Origin of the sequence: Paractinoplanes durhamensis (assembly GCF_016862175.1) — a bacterium.
GTDB classification, from domain to species: domain Bacteria; phylum Actinomycetota; class Actinomycetes; order Mycobacteriales; family Micromonosporaceae; genus Actinoplanes; species Actinoplanes durhamensis.
In genome coordinates, this window is record NZ_BOML01000019.1 from 119,812 (window position 1) to 136,573 (window position 16,762).

The 16,762-nt window shown below is 70.9% G+C and carries 22 protein-coding genes; 11 read left to right on the forward strand and 11 right to left on the reverse strand.

What is annotated here, in order from left to right; genetic code table 11:
- Positions 1-120: 120 nt before the first annotated feature.
- Complete coding sequence (locus tag Adu01nite_RS10275; protein WP_203726350.1) at positions 121-897, reverse strand: AfsR/SARP family transcriptional regulator; 777 nt, start codon at positions 895-897, stop codon at positions 121-123.
- Positions 894-1,520 carry a hemerythrin domain-containing protein gene (locus tag Adu01nite_RS10280; protein WP_203726351.1) on the reverse strand — a complete coding sequence of 209 codons (627 nt, stop codon included), beginning with the start codon at positions 1,518-1,520 and terminating at the stop codon, positions 894-896. Before Adu01nite_RS10280 ends, Adu01nite_RS10275 begins: the two co-directional genes overlap by 4 nt.
- 282 nt (positions 1,521-1,802) lie before the next feature.
- On the opposite strand from Adu01nite_RS10280, the gene Adu01nite_RS10285 reads away from it, so the two are divergent.
- A complete protein-coding gene (locus Adu01nite_RS10285; RefSeq protein WP_203726352.1) occupies positions 1,803-3,134 on the forward strand; it encodes a pectate lyase family protein in 1,332 nt (443 codons plus the stop codon).
- A gap of 58 nt (positions 3,135-3,192) precedes the next feature.
- Positions 3,193-3,804, forward strand: a complete 612-nt coding sequence (locus Adu01nite_RS10290; RefSeq protein WP_203726353.1) for an NADPH-dependent F420 reductase — start codon at positions 3,193-3,195, stop codon at positions 3,802-3,804.
- Between the two features lie 24 nt (positions 3,805-3,828).
- Here the strand turns inward: Adu01nite_RS10290 and Adu01nite_RS10295 are convergent, their stop codons facing one another.
- Positions 3,829-4,317 carry a hypothetical protein gene (locus Adu01nite_RS10295; protein WP_203726354.1) on the reverse strand — a complete coding sequence of 163 codons (489 nt, stop codon included), beginning with the start codon at positions 4,315-4,317 and terminating at the stop codon, positions 3,829-3,831.
- 225 nt (positions 4,318-4,542) lie between these two features.
- Here Adu01nite_RS10295 and Adu01nite_RS10300 point away from each other — a divergent pair, with 225 nt between their 5' ends.
- From Adu01nite_RS10300 to Adu01nite_RS10310, 3 genes are all read left to right on the forward strand, one after another.
- Complete coding sequence (locus Adu01nite_RS10300; RefSeq protein ID WP_203726355.1) at positions 4,543-5,352, forward strand: alpha/beta fold hydrolase; 810 nt, start codon at positions 4,543-4,545, stop codon at positions 5,350-5,352.
- A gap of 16 nt (positions 5,353-5,368) precedes the next feature.
- Entirely contained in the window at positions 5,369-6,208 is an 840-nt protein-coding gene (locus Adu01nite_RS10305; RefSeq protein WP_239132277.1) for a helix-turn-helix domain-containing protein, read from the forward strand.
- Positions 6,209-6,273: 65 nt separating this feature from the next.
- Complete coding sequence (locus tag Adu01nite_RS10310; RefSeq protein WP_203726356.1) at positions 6,274-6,864, forward strand: dihydrofolate reductase family protein; 591 nt, start codon at positions 6,274-6,276, stop codon at positions 6,862-6,864.
- Between the two features lie 201 nt (positions 6,865-7,065).
- Here Adu01nite_RS10310 and Adu01nite_RS10315 read toward each other — a convergent pair whose 3' ends face one another.
- The gene (locus Adu01nite_RS10315) at positions 7,066-7,812 is read right to left on the reverse strand and encodes a hypothetical protein (protein WP_203726357.1); all 747 of its coding nucleotides are present in this window, start codon (positions 7,810-7,812) and stop codon (positions 7,066-7,068) included.
- 224 nt (positions 7,813-8,036) lie between these two features.
- Between Adu01nite_RS10315 and Adu01nite_RS10320 the strand changes: the two genes are divergently transcribed.
- Together Adu01nite_RS10320 and Adu01nite_RS10325 are read left to right on the forward strand one after the other, a co-directional pair.
- Positions 8,037-8,570, forward strand: coding sequence for a sigma-70 family RNA polymerase sigma factor (locus tag Adu01nite_RS10320; RefSeq protein ID WP_203726358.1), 534 nt, complete (start codon positions 8,037-8,039; stop codon positions 8,568-8,570).
- Positions 8,567-9,283: an anti-sigma factor family protein gene (locus Adu01nite_RS10325; protein WP_203726359.1), complete on the forward strand. Its 717-nt coding sequence runs from the start codon at positions 8,567-8,569 to the stop codon at positions 9,281-9,283. The genes Adu01nite_RS10320 and Adu01nite_RS10325 overlap by 4 nt, the downstream gene beginning before the upstream one ends.
- Positions 9,284-9,285: 2 nt before the next feature.
- On the opposite strand, the gene Adu01nite_RS10330 is transcribed toward Adu01nite_RS10325, so the two are convergent.
- On the reverse strand, positions 9,286-9,519 hold the full coding sequence (locus Adu01nite_RS10330) for a hypothetical protein (RefSeq protein ID WP_203726360.1): 234 nt from the start codon (positions 9,517-9,519) through the stop codon (positions 9,286-9,288).
- 132 nt (positions 9,520-9,651) lie between these two features.
- Between Adu01nite_RS10330 and Adu01nite_RS10335 the strand changes: the two genes are divergently transcribed.
- The 3 genes from Adu01nite_RS10335 to Adu01nite_RS10345 are packed head-to-tail and all read left to right on the forward strand — an operon-like array spanning position 9,652 to position 11,599.
- Entirely contained in the window at positions 9,652-10,311 is a 660-nt protein-coding gene (locus tag Adu01nite_RS10335) for an SRPBCC family protein (RefSeq protein WP_203726361.1), read from the forward strand.
- The gene (locus tag Adu01nite_RS10340) at positions 10,308-10,970 is read left to right on the forward strand and encodes a DUF4166 domain-containing protein (protein WP_203726362.1); all 663 of its coding nucleotides are present in this window, start codon (positions 10,308-10,310) and stop codon (positions 10,968-10,970) included. The genes Adu01nite_RS10335 and Adu01nite_RS10340 overlap by 4 nt, the downstream gene beginning before the upstream one ends.
- Positions 10,967-11,599 (forward strand): TetR/AcrR family transcriptional regulator, encoded by a 633-nt coding sequence (locus Adu01nite_RS10345; protein ID WP_203726363.1) that lies wholly within the window; start codon positions 10,967-10,969, stop codon positions 11,597-11,599. The genes Adu01nite_RS10340 and Adu01nite_RS10345 overlap by 4 nt, the downstream gene beginning before the upstream one ends.
- A gap of 55 nt (positions 11,600-11,654) precedes the next feature.
- Here Adu01nite_RS10345 and Adu01nite_RS10350 read toward each other — a convergent pair whose 3' ends face one another.
- Entirely contained in the window at positions 11,655-12,128 is a 474-nt protein-coding gene (locus tag Adu01nite_RS10350; protein ID WP_203726364.1) for a hypothetical protein, read from the reverse strand.
- Positions 12,129-12,167: 39 nt separating this feature from the next.
- Between Adu01nite_RS10350 and Adu01nite_RS10355 the strand changes: the two genes are divergently transcribed.
- Positions 12,168-12,983 carry an alpha/beta fold hydrolase gene (locus tag Adu01nite_RS10355; RefSeq protein ID WP_203726365.1) on the forward strand — a complete coding sequence of 272 codons (816 nt, stop codon included), beginning with the start codon at positions 12,168-12,170 and terminating at the stop codon, positions 12,981-12,983.
- Here the strand turns inward: Adu01nite_RS10355 and Adu01nite_RS10360 are convergent.
- The 5 genes from Adu01nite_RS10360 to Adu01nite_RS10380 all read right to left on the reverse strand — a co-directional run bounded on the left by Adu01nite_RS10360 (position 12,980) and on the right by Adu01nite_RS10380 (position 16,737).
- Positions 12,980-13,285, reverse strand: a complete 306-nt coding sequence (locus tag Adu01nite_RS10360; RefSeq protein ID WP_239132279.1) for a GlsB/YeaQ/YmgE family stress response membrane protein — start codon at positions 13,283-13,285, stop codon at positions 12,980-12,982. The two genes, Adu01nite_RS10355 and Adu01nite_RS10360, sit on opposite strands and share 4 nt — an antisense overlap.
- A 55-nt stretch (positions 13,286-13,340) precedes the next feature.
- On the reverse strand, positions 13,341-13,532 hold the full coding sequence (locus Adu01nite_RS10365; protein WP_203726366.1) for a hypothetical protein: 192 nt from the start codon (positions 13,530-13,532) through the stop codon (positions 13,341-13,343).
- Positions 13,533-13,546: 14 nt separating this feature from the next.
- Positions 13,547-14,284 (reverse strand): G5 domain-containing protein, encoded by a 738-nt coding sequence (locus tag Adu01nite_RS10370; protein ID WP_203726367.1) that lies wholly within the window; start codon positions 14,282-14,284, stop codon positions 13,547-13,549.
- 166 nt (positions 14,285-14,450) lie between these two features.
- Entirely contained in the window at positions 14,451-15,512 is a 1,062-nt protein-coding gene (locus tag Adu01nite_RS10375; protein WP_203726368.1) for a pectinesterase family protein, read from the reverse strand.
- A gap of 223 nt (positions 15,513-15,735) precedes the next feature.
- Positions 15,736-16,737 (reverse strand): LacI family DNA-binding transcriptional regulator, encoded by a 1,002-nt coding sequence (locus Adu01nite_RS10380; RefSeq protein WP_203726369.1) that lies wholly within the window; start codon positions 16,735-16,737, stop codon positions 15,736-15,738.
- Positions 16,738-16,762: the final 25 nt, after the last annotated feature.

Consider the following 16,762-nt stretch of genomic DNA (forward strand, 5'->3'; position numbering starts at 1 on the left):
AACCGGTTAACCAGGGGTTTCTCGTTCTGCGCAGAGGCGGATAGCCGACATCGAGGCCGGTGAACGAAAAGTGCCGGGCCGACGTCGCCGCGCCCGGGGGCAGGCGACGACGTCGGCGGCTCAGCGGGTGGCGCAGAGCTCGGGGACCCGCCCGGCGAGGGGATCGCCGGCCAGGATGCGGCGGTGCAGCTCGCGCAACTCGGCCGACGGCCGGACGCCCAGCTGGTCGGCGAGCACCCGCCGGACCTGGTCGTAGTGGGCGAGCGCGTCGGCCGGGCGGCCGGCCCGGCACAGCGCCGTCATCAGCAGCCCGTGGTAGGGCTCGGAGATGGGGGATTCGGCGACCAGGCCGCGCAGCCGGGCGATCGCCTCGGCGGGCCGGCCCAGCTCGATGGTGACCGCGGCCAGGTCGGCGGTGGCCGCCCGGCACAGCTCGGCCAGCCGGGCGCGCTGCCCGGCCAGGTAGAAGCCGGTGGTGCCGGCCAGTGGAGTGCCACGGTGCAGGGCGAGCGCGTCGGTGAGGAAGCCGGCCGCGGCCGGGTGGTCCCCGAGGCGGACGGCCTCGGCCGCCTCGGCGGTGTCCCGGCGGAACCGCCACACGTCGACCGACTCGGGCGGGACGTCGAGCTGGTAGCCACCGGCGATCCAGCCGATCTCGGCCGCCCCGGCGAAGGTGCGGCGCAGCCGGGAGAGGTAGGTGCGGACGGTGCCGACCGCGGTCTCCGGCGGCGCGTCCGGCCAGAGCGCGTCGACCAGGTCCTCGGTGCTGGTGATCCGGCTGCCGCGCAGCAGCAGGACGGCGAGGGTGGTGCGCTGCTGCGGGCTGCCCAGTTGCAGCTCGAGGCCGTCCCGCCAGGCCCGCACCGGGCCGAGCAGGGAGAACGCGAGGCTGCTCATACGGTCGCGCCGCGCAGCTCGCCGACGTACCGGCGGTACTGCCGGCGGCCGACCAACTGCCACAGCAGACGGCCCGGGCCGGGGACCTTGCCCAGGAAGTAGCGCTGCTCGTCCGGGTCGGCGTCCTCCAGGATCGCGCCGAGGGCCAGCATCACCTTGCTCTTCGGGATCGTTTCGAGGCCGCGGCGGCCCACCTCGTCCCACTCGTCGACGGTGAGGTGGTCGGCGATCAGCGGCAGCACCTGGGCCTCCTCGTCGTCGAGGTGCTCGGTGAGGACGCAGACGTGGTCCTGCAGGGCCTCGACGAGAGCGGCCCGCACGTGGTCGGCCCCGGCCGCCTCCCACCGCGGCAGCATCGCTTCGATGACCTTGAGGGTGCCGTCGAGGCGGGCGTGCTGGGCCGCCATCCGGTCGATCAGCTCGTCGTAGAGCCGGGCCCGCTGATGGAGCTTGGGCCAGATCAGCTCGTCCTCGAGGCCGTGATGATGGTGCAGGCCGCCGACGTATTCGCGGACGGCGGCGGCGATCCGGGCCGCCCGGACGGTGTCGCCGGTCGGCACCCCGTCGACGAGGCGCGGCAGCAGCGCGGCCTCCCGGCGGAACACCCGATGGATGATCACCATTTCATGCGTGTACGGCGTGGTCGTGACGGGCACAGACTCCCCCTCGGGTCATGGTCGTGTCAGGACGCCCGGGAGTCTGACGGAGCCCACTTGATCGCCACTTGCACCGGATCCATCGTTTTCATGGTGCGGGCCGGTGATCGCCGAATGATCAACACAATGCAAAGAATCTGCGTCGCCCCGGGCATTGACTAGGTGCGATCTCCGTGTAAACGTAGCCAGGCAAGCGCTTTCCTGAAGCTTTCACGGCGGTTCCACCGACCGCCGCTCGAGGAGTACGCCATGCCGTTCGCCATTCCCCGGGCCTTGCCCGCCACCGCCGTTCTCGTCGCTGTCGCCGCGTTCGGGACGGCTGCCGCTCCTCCGGCGGGTGCTCAAGCAGCACCCGCCGGGGTGAGCCGGGCCGGGCTGGACCTCGGGCGGCAGACGCTGCCGCTCAACGACGGCTGGGCGGCGGCCGGCTCCGGCACGACCGGCGGTGCCGCCGCCGACGAAACCCATGTCTCGGTGGTGCGCACCCGGGACGAGTTGGTCGCGGCCGTCGCGGGCAACGATCCGAAGATTGTGTACGTCAGTGGCCGCATCGACATGACGGCCGGCAAGTCGTGCACCGACTTCGCCGACCCGGCCTACGACCTCGACGCGTTCCTGGCGGCTTACGACCCCGCGGTGTGGGGCACGGCGACCAAGCCGACCGGCCCGCTCGAGGAGGCCCGGGTCCGCTCGGCCAAGACCCAGGGCGACCAGATCAAGGCGATCGTCGGCAGCAACACCACGATCATCGGCATCAACAACGGCCGGATCAGCCACGGCAGCCTCGTGCTCACCAACATCAGCAACGTGATCGTGCGCAACCTCGAGATCGTCGACGCGGCCGACTGCTTCCCGGCGTGGGACCCGACCGACGGCAGCGCCGGCAACTGGAACTCGCTCTACGACCTGGTGTCGCTGTCCGGCGCGACGAACGTGTGGATCGACCACAACACGTTCTCCGACGGCAACAACAACGACGAGGACCAGCCGCTCCGCCTCGGCCGCCCCTACCAGGTGCACGACGGCGCCAGCGACATCATCAAGGGCTCCGACTACGTGACCGTGTCGTACAACGACTATTACGACCACGACAAGACGATGCTGATCGGCTCCACCGACACCGCCGGTGTCGACGTCGGCAAGCTGCGGGTCACGGTGCACCACAACCGTTTCGGCAACGTCATCCAGCGGGCCCCGCGGGTGCGCTACGGCCAGGTCGACGTGTACGACAACCTGTATGTCGGCACCGATGAGGAGACGTATCAATACTCCTTGGGCGTCGGCATCGAGTCGGCGATCTACGCGGAGAACAACTACTTCCGCCTCAGCGCCGACGTGCCCACCAGCAGCGTCCTGCACTACTGGAAGGGCACCAAGATCACCGCGATCGGCTCGCTGCTGCAGATCGGCAGCCGCCGCCCGGTTCCGGTCGACCTGATCGCCGCCTACAACGCGGCCTACGACCCCGACTTCACCGCCGACGCGGGCTGGACACCGACCCTGCGCACCCACCTCGACCCGACCGCAGCGGTGCCCGGCATCGTGGCCGCGAACGTCGGAATCCGGCACCTCGGCTGCTGAACCTGTGGACTTCGCCATTCGCCCACCCATCGGGTGGGCGAATTGGCACGCTGGGGGCATGCACATCGGCGTCATCGGAGCAGGTCAGCTCGGCGCAACCCTGGCCGAGTGGTGCGCGCAGAGCGGTCACGACGTGGCGGTCACGTCACGGCATCCGGAACAGCTGACCGACCTGGTCGGCCGCCTCGGCGACCACGTGACGGCCATGCCGGTCGCCGACGCGGCCGCGTACGCGGAGGCGGTGCTGTTCGCCCCCACCTGGGGGTCGGCCCACGAGGCGATCGACCTGACCTACGGCGCCCTGGCCGGGAAGGTCGTGATCGACGCGACGAACCCGCCGGAGGCCGGCCCGGGCGGCCGCAGCGGCCTGGAACTCCTGATGGAGTGGGCCCCCGAGGCGCACTGGGCGAAGGCTTTCAACACCCTGCCGACCAACGTCCTGTCCCGCCGCCGGGGCCACGACCCGCTGCTGGCCGAGTTCGTCTGCACCGACAAGCCGGTGGCCCGGCTGACCGCCGCCAAGCTGATCCGGGACCTGGGCTTCGCCCCGTACTACGCGGGCGGTGCGGAAAAGGCCCGACTGACCGAGACGGGCGGCCCGCTGCAGCTGGCCGAGTGCAACGTCCTCGACGCGAAAGACATCCTGGCCCAGGCCCTCGCCGACGGCTGAGGGCCCGGGCCGGGCGGCGGCGGATCAGGTGCCGCAGGGAACCTTCACACTTCCGGAATAGCGCAGCGTCCACGACGGAGACGGCCCGATCAGGTACGTGAAGGTGATCTTCTTGCTGATGTATCCGCAGCGATCGGCGACCGACAGATCCTCGATCCACACCTGCCGTCCGGTGGCGCCGATTGCCGCGGTCTCGGCGGCGGCGAGCGCCAGTTGCTTGGCGAGTTTGCACGTGGCGCTGGTGCCGGCGTTCTTGGCGGCGATCTCGCCGGAGTAGGCGGCGATCAGGTTGAGTTGGCTGCGCGCCTTGTACTTCTTCATCTTGTTGACGACTGCGGTGATTCCGCAGGTGACCGAACCGACCGCGGCGCCGTTGAGGAAATTCTGGACGATCCGGGTTGCTTCGTCGGGGCTGTAATAGCGGGCGGAGCTCGCTTGGGCTGGTGATCCAGCTACCAGAACGGCCGCACCGGCCGCGGCCGCGGCGAGGCCGGATGCCAGTTTTCTTCGCATACTTACCCCTTGTGGCAATCGTTAATATCGGCGGGAAATGTCAGCGTAGAGTTCTGACCATTTATCGAGCTATCGCCGTAACAGTGGGCACTTCACGGTCGGTGGGCGACCCCGAAGGGTGGACACCCGCGAGGTGACCGCGGCGGCTGGCAAAGGCGGTTGCACCCGGCGAGCGGTCCTGCTTGTCTGAGGCCGTCCGCGACCTCACCCGCCCGCAGGAGTCCCGTGCCCACCACCCCGTCCGGCATCGCCTACGACCACGTGACCGGCAGTGACCTGCCGATAGTCCTGATCCACGCCGGTGTCGCCGACCGGCGGATGTGGGATCCGCAGTGGGCGTCACTCAGTGAAGATCATCACATCGTGCGCCTCGACCTGCGTGGTTTCGGCGACTCGACCGCCGCATCGCAGGGCCCGCTGTCACACGTCGACGACGTCCTCTCGACGCTGTCGCACCTCGGCATCGACCGGTGTCACCTGGTGGGTGCGTCGCTCGGTTCCGGGGTCGCGGTCGAGGTGGCCCTGACGGCGCCGCAGCTGGTCGGCTCGCTGCTTCTCGGCCCGCCGGGCGGTAGCCTCCTGGCCGAGCTGACCGACGACCTGACCGACTTCTTCCAGGCCGAACGCAGCGCTCTCGAAGCCGGCGACATCGACGCCGCCGTCGAGGCCAACATCGCCGCCTGGGTGGTCGGCCCCGGCCGGCAGCCCGAGCAGGTCGACGTCGCCGTCCAGGACGCCGTCCGGCGGATGCAGCGCCGGGCCTTCGAGGTGACCTCGGCGTGGCCGAACACCGAGGAGGCGGAGCTGGACCCGCCGGCGCTGGACCGGCTGGGCGACATCGCCGTGCCGACGCTCGTGCTGGTCGGCGGCCACGACCTGGCCACCACGCACGACTCCGCCGATCGCCTGGCCCGGGGGATCGCCGGCGCGCGCCGGGTGGACTGGCCGGACGTGGCCCACCTGCCGTCCCTGGAGCAGCCCGACCGTTTCCGCACCCTGTTGCTCGACTGGACACGTGCGCATCCCGTGAGTTGAGCGCCATGCTGTGGGCGTGGAATACGTGTCCCGAGTGCCGCGGCCGCCGCTGGACGGGCTGATCGACGACCTCTACTACCTGGCGGGCGCGCCGCCGTGCGCCCGGCTGACGCTGCCGCCGATGCCGGCGGCGCTGCTCATCGTCAACCTCGGGGCGCCGTTCCGGATCCGCGCCGGCCACGACATCGAGACGGCCGAGTACGCCGACGGCTGTGTGGTCACCACGCCCACCCGCGCGCTGGAGTTCGGCTACCCCGTCCCGACCCGATCCGTCGGCGTGCACGTCAAGCCGTGGGGGCTGGCGCCGTTCCTGCCGATGCCCGCGGCCGATCTCTGCGACCGGCCGGTGACATTGGAGCAGGTCTGGGGCCGGCCCGCCGTCGCCGAGCTGCGCGACCGGCTGGCCACGGCGGACCGGCCGGACGAGATGCTGACGCTGCTCGAGGAGGAGCTGAGGCGCCGGCTGTGCGAGACCGCCGGCCTGGGGCTGGTCCGCCGGACGAGCAGTGTCATCGCGGCGACCGGCGGGGTGGCCGCGATCGGCGACCTGAGCGAGGCGGCCGGGGTCAGCAGCACCCATCTGGCACGGCAGTTCCGGGAGTTCGTCGGCGTCACGCCGAAGCGGCTCGCCCGCACCTACCGCTTCGCCGCCACCGTGTTCGCGATCGACCCGGCCGGCCCGATCGACTGGGGCGACCTCGCCGGCGATGCGGGCTACTTCGACCAGGCCCACTTCGGCCACGAGTTCCGGGCGTTCACCGGACTCACGCCGACCCGGTACGTCGAGGTCCGGCGGCGGTTCCGCCGCGAACATCCCGGCCACGTGTTCGACGGCTGGCCGCTGCCGGCCGATTGATTTCTTACAAGAACGACAGCCCACAAGACGCTAATTTGGGGTCACCCCAAGCAGAGGAGAGCGTCGTGGGCAGGGTGGTCATGTACAGCTCGGTGTCGGTGGACGGCTTCGTGGCGGACGAGAACGACCAGCCCGGGCCGCTGTTCGACTGGCTGATGAGCGGCGACGTCCCGCTGGACGAGAGCGGCGCGCTGAAGGTGTCGAAGACGTCCTACGACTACATCCGGCCGTACTGGGACCAGATCGGCGTGACCGTCGCCGGCCGCCACGTCTTCGACATGACGGACGGCTGGGACGGCAAGCCGCCGGCCGGGATCGACCACGTGGTCGTCGTGACGCACCGGCCGGCGCCCGAGGGCTGGGACCCGGAGGCGCCGTTCCACTTCGTCGACGGCGTCGAGGCCGCCGTGGCCAAGGCACAGGAGCTGGCCGGTGACCGCCTGGTCGAGGTCGCCGCCGGCGAGGTCGGTGGCCAGGTGTTCGCCGCAGGCCTGGTCGACGAGGTGCGGATGGACGTCGTCCCGGTCGTGTTCGGATCCGGCAAGCGCTACTTCGGCTCGGTCGACGCGCAGCACCTGCTGACGGACCCGGACGTGGTGATCCAGGGCAACCGGGTGCTTCACCTGCGCTATCGCGTCACCGATGCGACGCGATGAAGGCGGATACCGTCTCGCCCGGCGAAGCGGGCGGAGCCTGCGAGCCTGGGTGACCGCCGGGGCCGGGCCGGTGGCGGGGTGATCGGCCGGACCGGCGCCTGGCCGGCCGATTCTCAGTCGGGCTGTCGGTGAATCCCGTACTCGAAAAATGACCCGCCCGGCAGCTACGTTCGCTGCCGGGCGGACCCCCGATGGTTCTGTTCAGTTCGTGGGGTTTGTCAGCGGGAATCCCGGGATGGCCTTGGTCTTGCCGCCGGTGGGAGCCACTGCGAACCACTTGTCGTTGACGCCCTGGCCGTTCAGGTCGCCGGGCTTGGCGTCGGCTACGAAGTAGTAGACCGGCCAGCCGTTGATCGTTACCTGGCAGTGGCCGTCGGCGCGCTCGACGTAGCCGATGATCTTCGGGTCGATGCCCTTCGGGAAGATCTTGCCGGGGGACTTGATCAGCAGCGGGGGCCACGCCGTGGCGCAGGAGCCGTTGCACGTCGACTTCGGCGGCTTGGTGTTGTCGTTGTCGAAGCGGTACAGCGTGCGGCCGGCGCCGTCGGTGACGAACGTGCCGATCTGCTCGTTCTCGACCGCGTTCAGCTCGACCGTGTTGCTGCCCTGGGTCTTGTCCTCGTTCGGCTTGATGTCCTTGTCGGACGGGCCGCTGAAGATCTTGACCCACTTCTGGGTCTTCGCGACGGTGGGCTTCGCGTCCGGGATCTCGACCTCGCCGCCCTGGCCTGAAGCCGTGGGGGAGGCCGAGGCTGACGGTTCCGCTACGCCGGCCAGGCCGCCGGGGCCCGCGGCGGGCGGCGGGGCCTCGACCGAGCGTGTCTCGGCTACCGGCAGCTGGCCGGCGATCGCGTCGGCCGGCGTCTCGACCCGGCTGCCGCACGCGGCCAGGCAAGCCAGGCCGGCCAGCGTGACCACTACCTTCGTCGTCCTGCTGTGCATCGTCATGGCTGAATCTCCCTCGCTCCTGTTCGCGTGTCATCCACACGACGGGGGCGCAAGGGTGGTTCACCCGCACGTGCCACTTTGCCAAGATCTTTGATCCGGGTGGGCTACCTGGACGTATCTGTGGTAGCCGCGGCACAGTACGTTCGTCGATGTCGCCTTCGGCTCGGGCGGCAGACCCCGGACCGGAGCGGCGCCACGGAGTGCCGCGGAACAAGAGAGACGCGATGCCGTCGAGCAGCAGACCACGCCGGGAGGTGGCCGATGAGGCACTGGTCAGATCGTTGTTCCAGGAGCACGGACGGGCCATGCTCGCCTACGCGACGCAGCTGACCCGGGACCGGGCCGCCGCCGAGGACGTCGTCCAGGAGGCGCTGGTGCGTGCCTGGCGGCACCCGGACAGTCTGGACAGCGGTAAGGGATCGGTACGGGGATGGCTGCTCACGGTCGTCCGCAACATCGTTCTGGATCAGATCCGCGCCCGGAACCGGCGGCCACCGGAGGTGCGGGAAAGCCCGCCGGATGCCGCGGTGGAGGGCGATCACGCCGATCGGGTGGTGAACTCGATGGTGGTGGTGGACGCGCTCAGCACCCTCTCCGACGAGCACCGGGCCGTGCTCGAGCAGGTCTACCTGCGGGGCAGCACGGTCAGCGAGGCAGCCGAGGTTCTCGGCATCCCGCCGGGAACGGTGAAGTCCCGGTCCTACTATGCGTTGCGGGCCCTGAGAGAGGCCGGCGGCAGAGAACGGTTGGCATCATGAGTACGCCGGAGAGAGTCAACCCGACCAACGACCACGTCGACATGGCCGGATACCTGATGGAGATGCTCACCCCCGACGAGAAGCGCCGGGCCGACGAGCATCTGGCGACGTGTGCCGAGTGCCGCGACGAGATCGAGTCGCTGCAGGAGTGGTCGACGGCGTTGCGTGACATCCCGGACGAGATGCTGCTCGACGGCCCGCCGGAGGACGCCGACCTGCTGTTGCAGCGCACCCTGCGCCAGGTCCGGCAGGAGTCCAGCGGTGGCCGGCTGCGCCGCCTGGCCGTCCTGACGACGGCCGCGGCCGCGGTGGTCGCGGTGGCGATCGGCGGCGGGGTCCTGCTCGGGCGGGGTACGGCGCCGACCGGAACCCCGCAGGCCCAGGCCACCGCGTCCTCGGTTCCGGCCGGCACCAAGGTGGTGAACGCGGTCGACGGGGGCACCGGCGCGCAGATCAACGCGACCGTCATCCCGGCGTCCGGCTGGGTGCGGGTCAGCGCGACCGTCGCCGGCATCCCAGCCGGCGAACGCTGCCGGCTCGAGGTGGTCAGCAAGGACGGCGAGCCGATCCTGGCCGGCAGCTGGCTGGTCTCGGCGGCCGGCGAGGCCAACGGCACCACCCTGAACGGCAGCGCCCTGATCGATCCGACCCAGGTGGCGTCGGTCCGGGTGGTCAACATGGCCGGCAAGCAGTACGTGAGCGCCACCGTCTGATCTCAGTTCCGGCCCGCGGTCTCCAGCTCGCGGGCCGGCTTTCGGCCGGCGGCGTAGACCGCCGTCATGATCATGCCCAGGGCCAGGCCGAAACCCGCGCCGAGCAGCGGCGAGTGCGCGAAGGTCGCGCCTCCGAGACGACCAAGACCGATGGCGTACGCCGCCCAAGCCGCACTCGCCAGCGCGCTGAACAGGCGGAACCGGGGCATCGGCAGGCGCACCGAGCCGGCGGTCACGGCGGTCGCGGTGCCCGCCTCGATGGTGCCGGCTTCCCGTCCTTGGGTGGGGATAACACCACCCCTGCTCTTGAGCGATCGCTCAAAACCCGCTACGTTTGAGCAGTCGCTCAAATCGACCGGGGAGGGGTCATGGCCAGGATTTACGTGGAGACGATCATTGCCGCGCCGCTGGACCGGGTCTGGGCCGCGACCCAGGATCACCGGCAGCATCCGCGCTGGGACGCACGGTTCGGCCGCATCGATCCGGTTCCCGGCACCGTGCCGGCCGAGTTCACCTACGCCACCGCGGTGCTGCCCGGCGTCGAGATCGCCGGTTACGGAGTGCACACGGGGGAGCGGCAACGCGCGGACGGCGGGGCCACCTCGGCGCTGCGGTTCGGCTCCGCCGACCCCCGATCGGCCATCCGGGAGGGGTCCGGCTACTGGCGCTATGTTCCGGTTCCGGGCGGGGTGCGCTTCCTTACCGGGTACGCCTACCGCACGCGCTGGGGTGTCGCCGGGCGGCTGGTCGATCTCGCCTTCGGGCCGGTCTTCGGCTGGGCCACGGCCTGGTCGTTCGACCGTCTCCGGCTGTGGCTCGAGCACGGCATCACCCCGGAGCGCGCCCGCCTGCACGCGATCGTCGAGCTCCTGCTGCGCGCCGCGGTCGTCACCCTCGCCGTCGTCCTCGACGGGCGGCCGCTGGTCGTCCTGATCGCGGCGGGCCTGGCCCTCGGCGTACCCCCGCACCCGCACACGCCCGCGGCACGACGGTGCCGGCGGCGTCCCGGAAAGGACGACCCGCGATGACCTCGGTCTTCGAACATGCCCTGCGTGACGACTTCGACCGGCTGCACCCGCAGCTGCAGCGGCGCTTCGGCGTCGACGGCGAGCGGGACCAGGGCTGCATCGGCACCGGCGTGATGGACCGGGTGTGGCGCGGGGCGGCGTTCACCGCGCCGTTCCTGCACCTCGGCACGCTGCGGCACGTGCTGTTCCCGGAGACCGGCACCGGCGTGCCGTTCACCATCGAGAACTACGCCTACCCGGACACCTACGGCCGGCCGACGCTCACCTTCGTGCGGACCTTCCAGGTACGCCCACATCGGCGCCGGCGCTTCGACGCGACCATGGTCTACCACCCCGAGCGGGACGTGGTGATCGACTACCTCGGCACCACCCAGCACCTGGCCGTCGACCTCGACGTGAGCGTCGATCGCGCCGGTGGCCTGCTGATTCGCAGCGGGCGGCAGACGTTCCGGGGCGGGATCGGCTGCCCGGCGACGATCTCCGGCGAGGCGGAGGTGCGCGAGTGGTGGGACGACGGGTTTCATATCCAGGTGACTGTCACCAATCGGCGCTTCGGGCCGCTCTTCGGCTACCACGGAAGTTTCACCGCGGCCTACGTGCCGGGCGGCACCCCGGTCCCGGCCGCGGTCCGGCCGCTGCGGGAGAACCCGCGCGGATGAGCGGCACCCGCGAGAAACTCATCGCCGGCAGCCTGACCGCGATCCGCGAGCACGGCATCGCCGGCACCTCGGCCCGCTCGATCGCGGCCGCGGCCGGCGTCAACCAGGCGCTGATCTTCTACCACTTCGGCACCGTCGACGAGCTCCTCTCGGCCGCCTGCCAGACCGAGGCCACCGCCCGCGTGGACCTCTATCGGTCGCGGTTCGCTTCGGTCAAGACCCTGCGGGAGCTCCTCGACGTCGGCCGTGATCTGCATGAGCGGGAGAAAGCCGAAGGCAATGTGACAGTCCTCGCCCAGCTGATGGCCGGCGCGCAGAACGACGAGAAACTGGCCGGGCCGACCGCGGCGGCCCTCGCCCTGTGGACCGCCGAGATCGAGGCCGTCCTGCGGCGGGTGCTGGTCAAGTCGCCGCTGAGCGATCTTGCCGATCCGGCCGGCCTGGCGGTCGCCGTGTCGGCCGCGTTCGTCGGGCTCGAGCTCTACGACGGGGTCGATCCGGACGGGGCGCGCGGGGCGTTCGCCGCCCTCGAACAGCTCGCTGTCGTCGCCGAGGTGGTCGACGATCTCGGGCCGATCGCGCGGCGGGCGCTGCGGGCCCGGCTCAGGTCGTCGGGCGGTGCGCGGTGACCAGCCAGGCGCGGGCGTCGACTCAGCTCGGTGTCGAAGTCCACGGTCGGCGATCCTACGAGGAATGCCGCTGCGCCTCGGCTCGCAGCCGCTCCATCAGCGCGGACAGCTCGGGTTGTTCGAGTTTCGCCCGGTTGCGGTGAACCGCCGGGGAATTGGCGCGCCAGATCGCGGTCTCGATGTCCGGGCCGTTGCGGACCGAGATCCACAGGGCCAGGGCGTCGAAGCCGGTGGCCGGGGCGAGCCAGACCCGGTCCAACTCCGGCCACGGCACCACCCTCGTCCGGACGATCATGCTGATCTTCACGCCCCGATCGCCGATCCAGACACCGACCAGGACGATCCGCCAGACCAGCGTGATGGTGGTGGCGACCAGGAGCGGGCCGACGACCCAGGTGACCCACGACTGTTTGTCGCTGAAGGTGAGGGCGCACAGCGGGGCCAGGACACCGATCGAGAAGAGCAGGGCGAACACGTAGCGGATCAGGGTGCGGTCGGGAGACTCGTACGGGACCTCCCACCGCGGCATGGGCCGATGGTAGGAGGGTCGCGCCCGTACGCTGCCCAGGTGATCGAAGCTGATGTGCGCACGGCCGACGGGCGGAACCTGCACGCCTACTCCCGGGGTGACGGCGACCTGGTCGTCATGTGGCATCACGGCACGCCGAACATCGGGTCGCCGCCGGTGCCGCTCTTCGCCGCCGCCGATCGGCTCGGCATCCGGTTCATCTCGTACGACCGGCCCGGCTACGGCGGGTCGACACCGTTGCCCGGCCGGGACATCGCGTCCGTCGCCGCCGACGCGGCCGCCGTTGCCGATGTGTTCGGCGTGGGCTCGTTCGCCGTTCTCGGCCATTCCGGTGGTGGGCCGTGCGCGCTGGCCTGCGCCGCCCTCCTGCCCGGCCGGGTCACGGCCGCCGTTTCGATCTCCGGGCTGGCGCCGTTCGACGCGGCCGGGCTCGACTGGTTCGGCGGGATGGGGGCGGCGGGGGTGGCCGGGTTGCGCGCGGCCGCTGCGGGGCGGGCGGCCAAGGAGGCGCACGCCGGCGGCGAACCCGACTTCCTTCCGGCTGACTGGGCGGCCCTGGAGGGGGAGTGGGGGTGGTTCGGCAGCGTCGTCGAGCCGGCCCTGGCCGCCGGCCCGGCCCCGCTGATCGACGACGACCTGAGCTACGTCAACCCGTGGGGCTTCGACCCGGCCGTCATCGCGGCCCGGACCCTGCTGGTGCACGGCGCCGGCGACCTGGTCGTTCCGGCCGCGCACAGCTCCTGGCTGGCCGCCCACATCCCCGGGTCGTCGCTACGCCTCGCCGACGGCGAAGGGCACATCTCGGTTCTCCCGCCGACCGCGGTGCCGGCCCTGGAGTGGATTCGGGAGGTCTAGTCGTCGTCGCGGTCGGTGGAGAACGCGCGGGCCAGCGTTGCCGCGAGGGCCACGCCGACCACCGCGATGCCGACCTGGACGGCCACCACCAGCCAGTCGAAGGTGCGGCCGGTCACCTCGACGTGGTGGCTGCTGTGCCAGTCCCAGCGGTCGGCGGCCCATGTGCCGGCGACCGCCGCGCCCATGCCGATCAGGACGGTCAGGATCACGCCGATGCGTTGCTTGCCCGGAAGCAGGATCCGGGCCACCACGCCGATCAGCGCACCGAAGATGATCGCCACCACGTAGTCCTGTGCCTGCACCTGTCGCCTCCCCATCCGCCGGCTGCGGCAGGATGTGCCCGCTCGGCGGGCAGGTTCAAACGCGGCGCCAGACGTTGCGGAGTGCGCGCGTGAACCGGGCCGGGCGATCGTTCTGCCAGCCGCCGGAGTCCCGCCACACCAGCGACGGCAGCCGGCCGTGCTCGAAGGCGGCGGGCTCGTCGTCGACCAGCATCCGCAGGCTCACCGAAACCGGACTCACCGGTTCGGTCTCTTCGTCGGGGTCCATCGCGCGCACCTCCGTCACCTGTCGCAGGCGATGCCGTCACCGTCGCGGTCCAGGTCGTACGGGTCGTCGCCGATCACCCGGATCGGGCCGTCCACGTAGGCCGGGCCGTTCCCGCTGCCGCCCGCGCAGTCGACGTCGCTGGCGATCGGGACGCACGGGTCGTAATGGGGGTCGCAGCCGTCGTTCGCCGCCGCCGCTTTCGTGCCGACCGCGACCACCTTCGTCACCGGCTTCTTGGTGACGGCGTCGCTGATCAGCTTGCGGCCGGTCTCCTTGCCGCCGGTCAGGGTCACCCGGTAGGTGAGCGTGCGCACGCCGGCGACGCCCTTCGTCCGTACCTTGGTCTTGCCCTTCGCGAGGCTGTCGTCGTCGACGGTCCTGGTGGCGAACGCGATCGCCGTGGTGACCGTGACGGTCTTCGTCGTTGCCCGGCCGGGGTTGCTCGCCGGGACGGTGCCGGCCGTCGGCGCCGGGGTGGCCTCGGTAGCTTTTGGTGCCCCGGTCGCGTCGGGGTTCGCCGCGTCGCTCGACGGTTCCAGCAGCGCGTCCGGGGTGCCGGCCACCTGCTCGGCGACCGGTACGTCGGTGGTGGTGTAGGTCTTCGGCGAGCCGGACAGCGCCCCGATCGCGGCGAGACCGCCGCAGCAGGGCAGGAGCACGGCCGCGCCGATCAGGCCGACCCGTTGGAACGGCGAGAGCCGCGCCCAGAAGGTCCGCCTTCGCGGCGGTTGCCAGATCGGTGTCTGATTCATCACCGCGACAGTGTGGAATCACCGGGGCCCGGAAACCACCGACTGTTCGGCTGAAAGATGTAAAACCAGTATGCCTATTTCAGCCGTAGGCTACGGCCGTGTTCCGCGGTGTGGCCGGGTGGCGGACCGGCCGTTGCCGCGGAAAGATGCGAAGCTGGTACGCATATTACCGGCAGGACTGCGGCCGCCAACCGTCCGAACCGCGGAGAAACGCGGCGACCGTGTAGGTGGCCGCCTCGTCCGCGGTGAGCTGCGGGCGGTCGGCCGAGACCAGCGCGCCGGGCCCGCGGTTGTGGTGCTCGCCGAAGCGGGCGTCCGCCCACGGCCACGTGCCGAAATCCGACCAGGCGGTGGCGCCGATGTGCGAACCGATCCACGAATCCCGGATGATCGCCTGGCCGATCGCGTTCGGGTCGTTGCTCGGATGCCACGGCCGGCCGAGGAACACGGTGCCGGCCGGCGCGTCCGAGGTGAGCATGCACCGGCTGAAGAGGAACCCGTACGGAATGGTGATGTCGGTGCTCGGCGCCGTGACATACCCGTTCGGGGTGGACCCCCGGTTGAGCGAGTGGATCCGGCAGCCGTCGAAGACGGCGGAAGCCCGGCCGAAGATGAAGTCGACGTCGCCCTCGACATAGCAGTCCCGGAAGTACGCCCGGGCGACCACACCCGCGGCGCTGCTGTTCACGTAGAGCGTGTCCTGGTTGGCGATGAACCGCACCCGGTCGAACTCGATCTTGTCCGCCCGGGTCAGGATCGCCACCGCCTGCTTGGAGGTGATCTCCGGGTGCCCGGCCTCGTCGAACAGGTTGGCGAAGGTCAGATTGCGAGCCTTGAACCCGGCGCCGTCGACCGTGACCGACGCGCTGCCGGAGGTGCCCCAGGTGCCGCTGCCGTCCGGCTTGGGCGTGCCGTTGGCCCGGTCGTCGGCGATCACCACGGCGCTGGGCGTGGCGCCGAGCCCGGCCAGCGTGATGAACGGCCTGGACGACGGAATGATGACCTGCCCGAGATAGACACCGGGCTTCACCGCGATGGTGACCGGCGTCGTGTTCCCGGCCGGAACGGCGTTGACGGCCGCCTGGACGGTCGCGAAGTCACCGCTGCCGTCGCCGGCCACCACGGCGAACGGGGGAGTGCCGGCCCAGGCCGGGGACGACACGGTGGCAGTGAGGACGGCGCCGGCGGCCCCGCCGCCGGCAAGTTCGAGAAACCTACGTCGGCGCATCAAAAACTCCTTGGGAAAGGCCTTTCCCGGCGACGCTAGAGCCACCCATCGCCCAGAGTCAATGCCCAATCGCCGAGCGGTCACCCCGCGCCGCACGCCCGGGGTGGAGGCCGGTCCGGGCTGCCGTGCCAAGGGGCCAGCGCCTCCGCAGTGGGAGTTGCTCGGTGTCGAGCAGGCGGGGGCGCGACGGTCGGCGGGGCCCCTACGTCGTACTATTCGCTGCTCAGAGTGACCATGTGCTCTGCCGGATGATGAGCGCGGCCTCGACGTGTTCGACGCGCGGAGCGTCGCCGGCCGCACCCAGCGCAAGCGTCATCGCCCGCTCGCCCAGCTCGGTGAGCGGGAGGCGGACCGACGTCAGCGACGGCGTGACGTCGCGGGCGATCGGCATGTCGTCGAAGCCGATCACCGCCAGCCGCCGGTCGGGCGCGGTGCGCAGGGCGGCCAGCGCGCCGACCGCCATCGAGTCGTTGAGGGCGGCGATCGCGGTCACCTCGGGCTGTTCGGTGAGCAGGCGGGCGGTCGCGTCCTCGCCGCCGTCGCGGGTGAAGTCGGCGTGAATGATGCGCTTCTTGGGGAGTTTGCAGCCATATTTCCGCGCGGCCCGCTGCAGGCCCTTCAGGCGGTCGAACGTCGTCGTCAGATAGGACGGGCCGGCGATCACCGCGACCTCGGTGTGGCCCAGGTCGAAGAGGTGCGCGCCGGCCAGGTAGCCGCCCTGCTCGTTGTCGGGCAGGACCGCATCGCCGGTGTGCTCGTGGCGGCCGATCACGGCGATCCGGCCGCCGGTCGCCTCGAAGGCCCGCAGCCGATCGTCGAGGCGCGCGGCGGTCGCGTCGTCCAGGTAGCCGGAGCCGGCGATCACGATCGCCGCCACCTGGTGGGCGTGCAGCAGGTCGATGTATTCCAGCTCACGGTCCGGTTCGCGGAAGCTGTTGCAGATGATCACCAGACGGCCGTCGGCGGTGGCGACCCGCTGGAGGCCCCGGGTGATCTCGGCGAAGTAAGGATCGGAGACGTCGTGCACGATCACGCCGACCGCGCTGCGGTGCGATCGTGCCAGCATCTGGGCGTGCGCGTTCGGAACGTACTTGAGTTCGGCCACGGCGGCCAGCACTCTCGTACGCAACGCGTCCGCGACCGGCTTCGAGCTGCCGTTGATGATCCTCGATGCGGTTGCGGTGGAAACTCCTGCGTGGCGAGCGACATCCGCCAAAGTGGCCATGACCGGGGAGGATACCGTCGTCGCT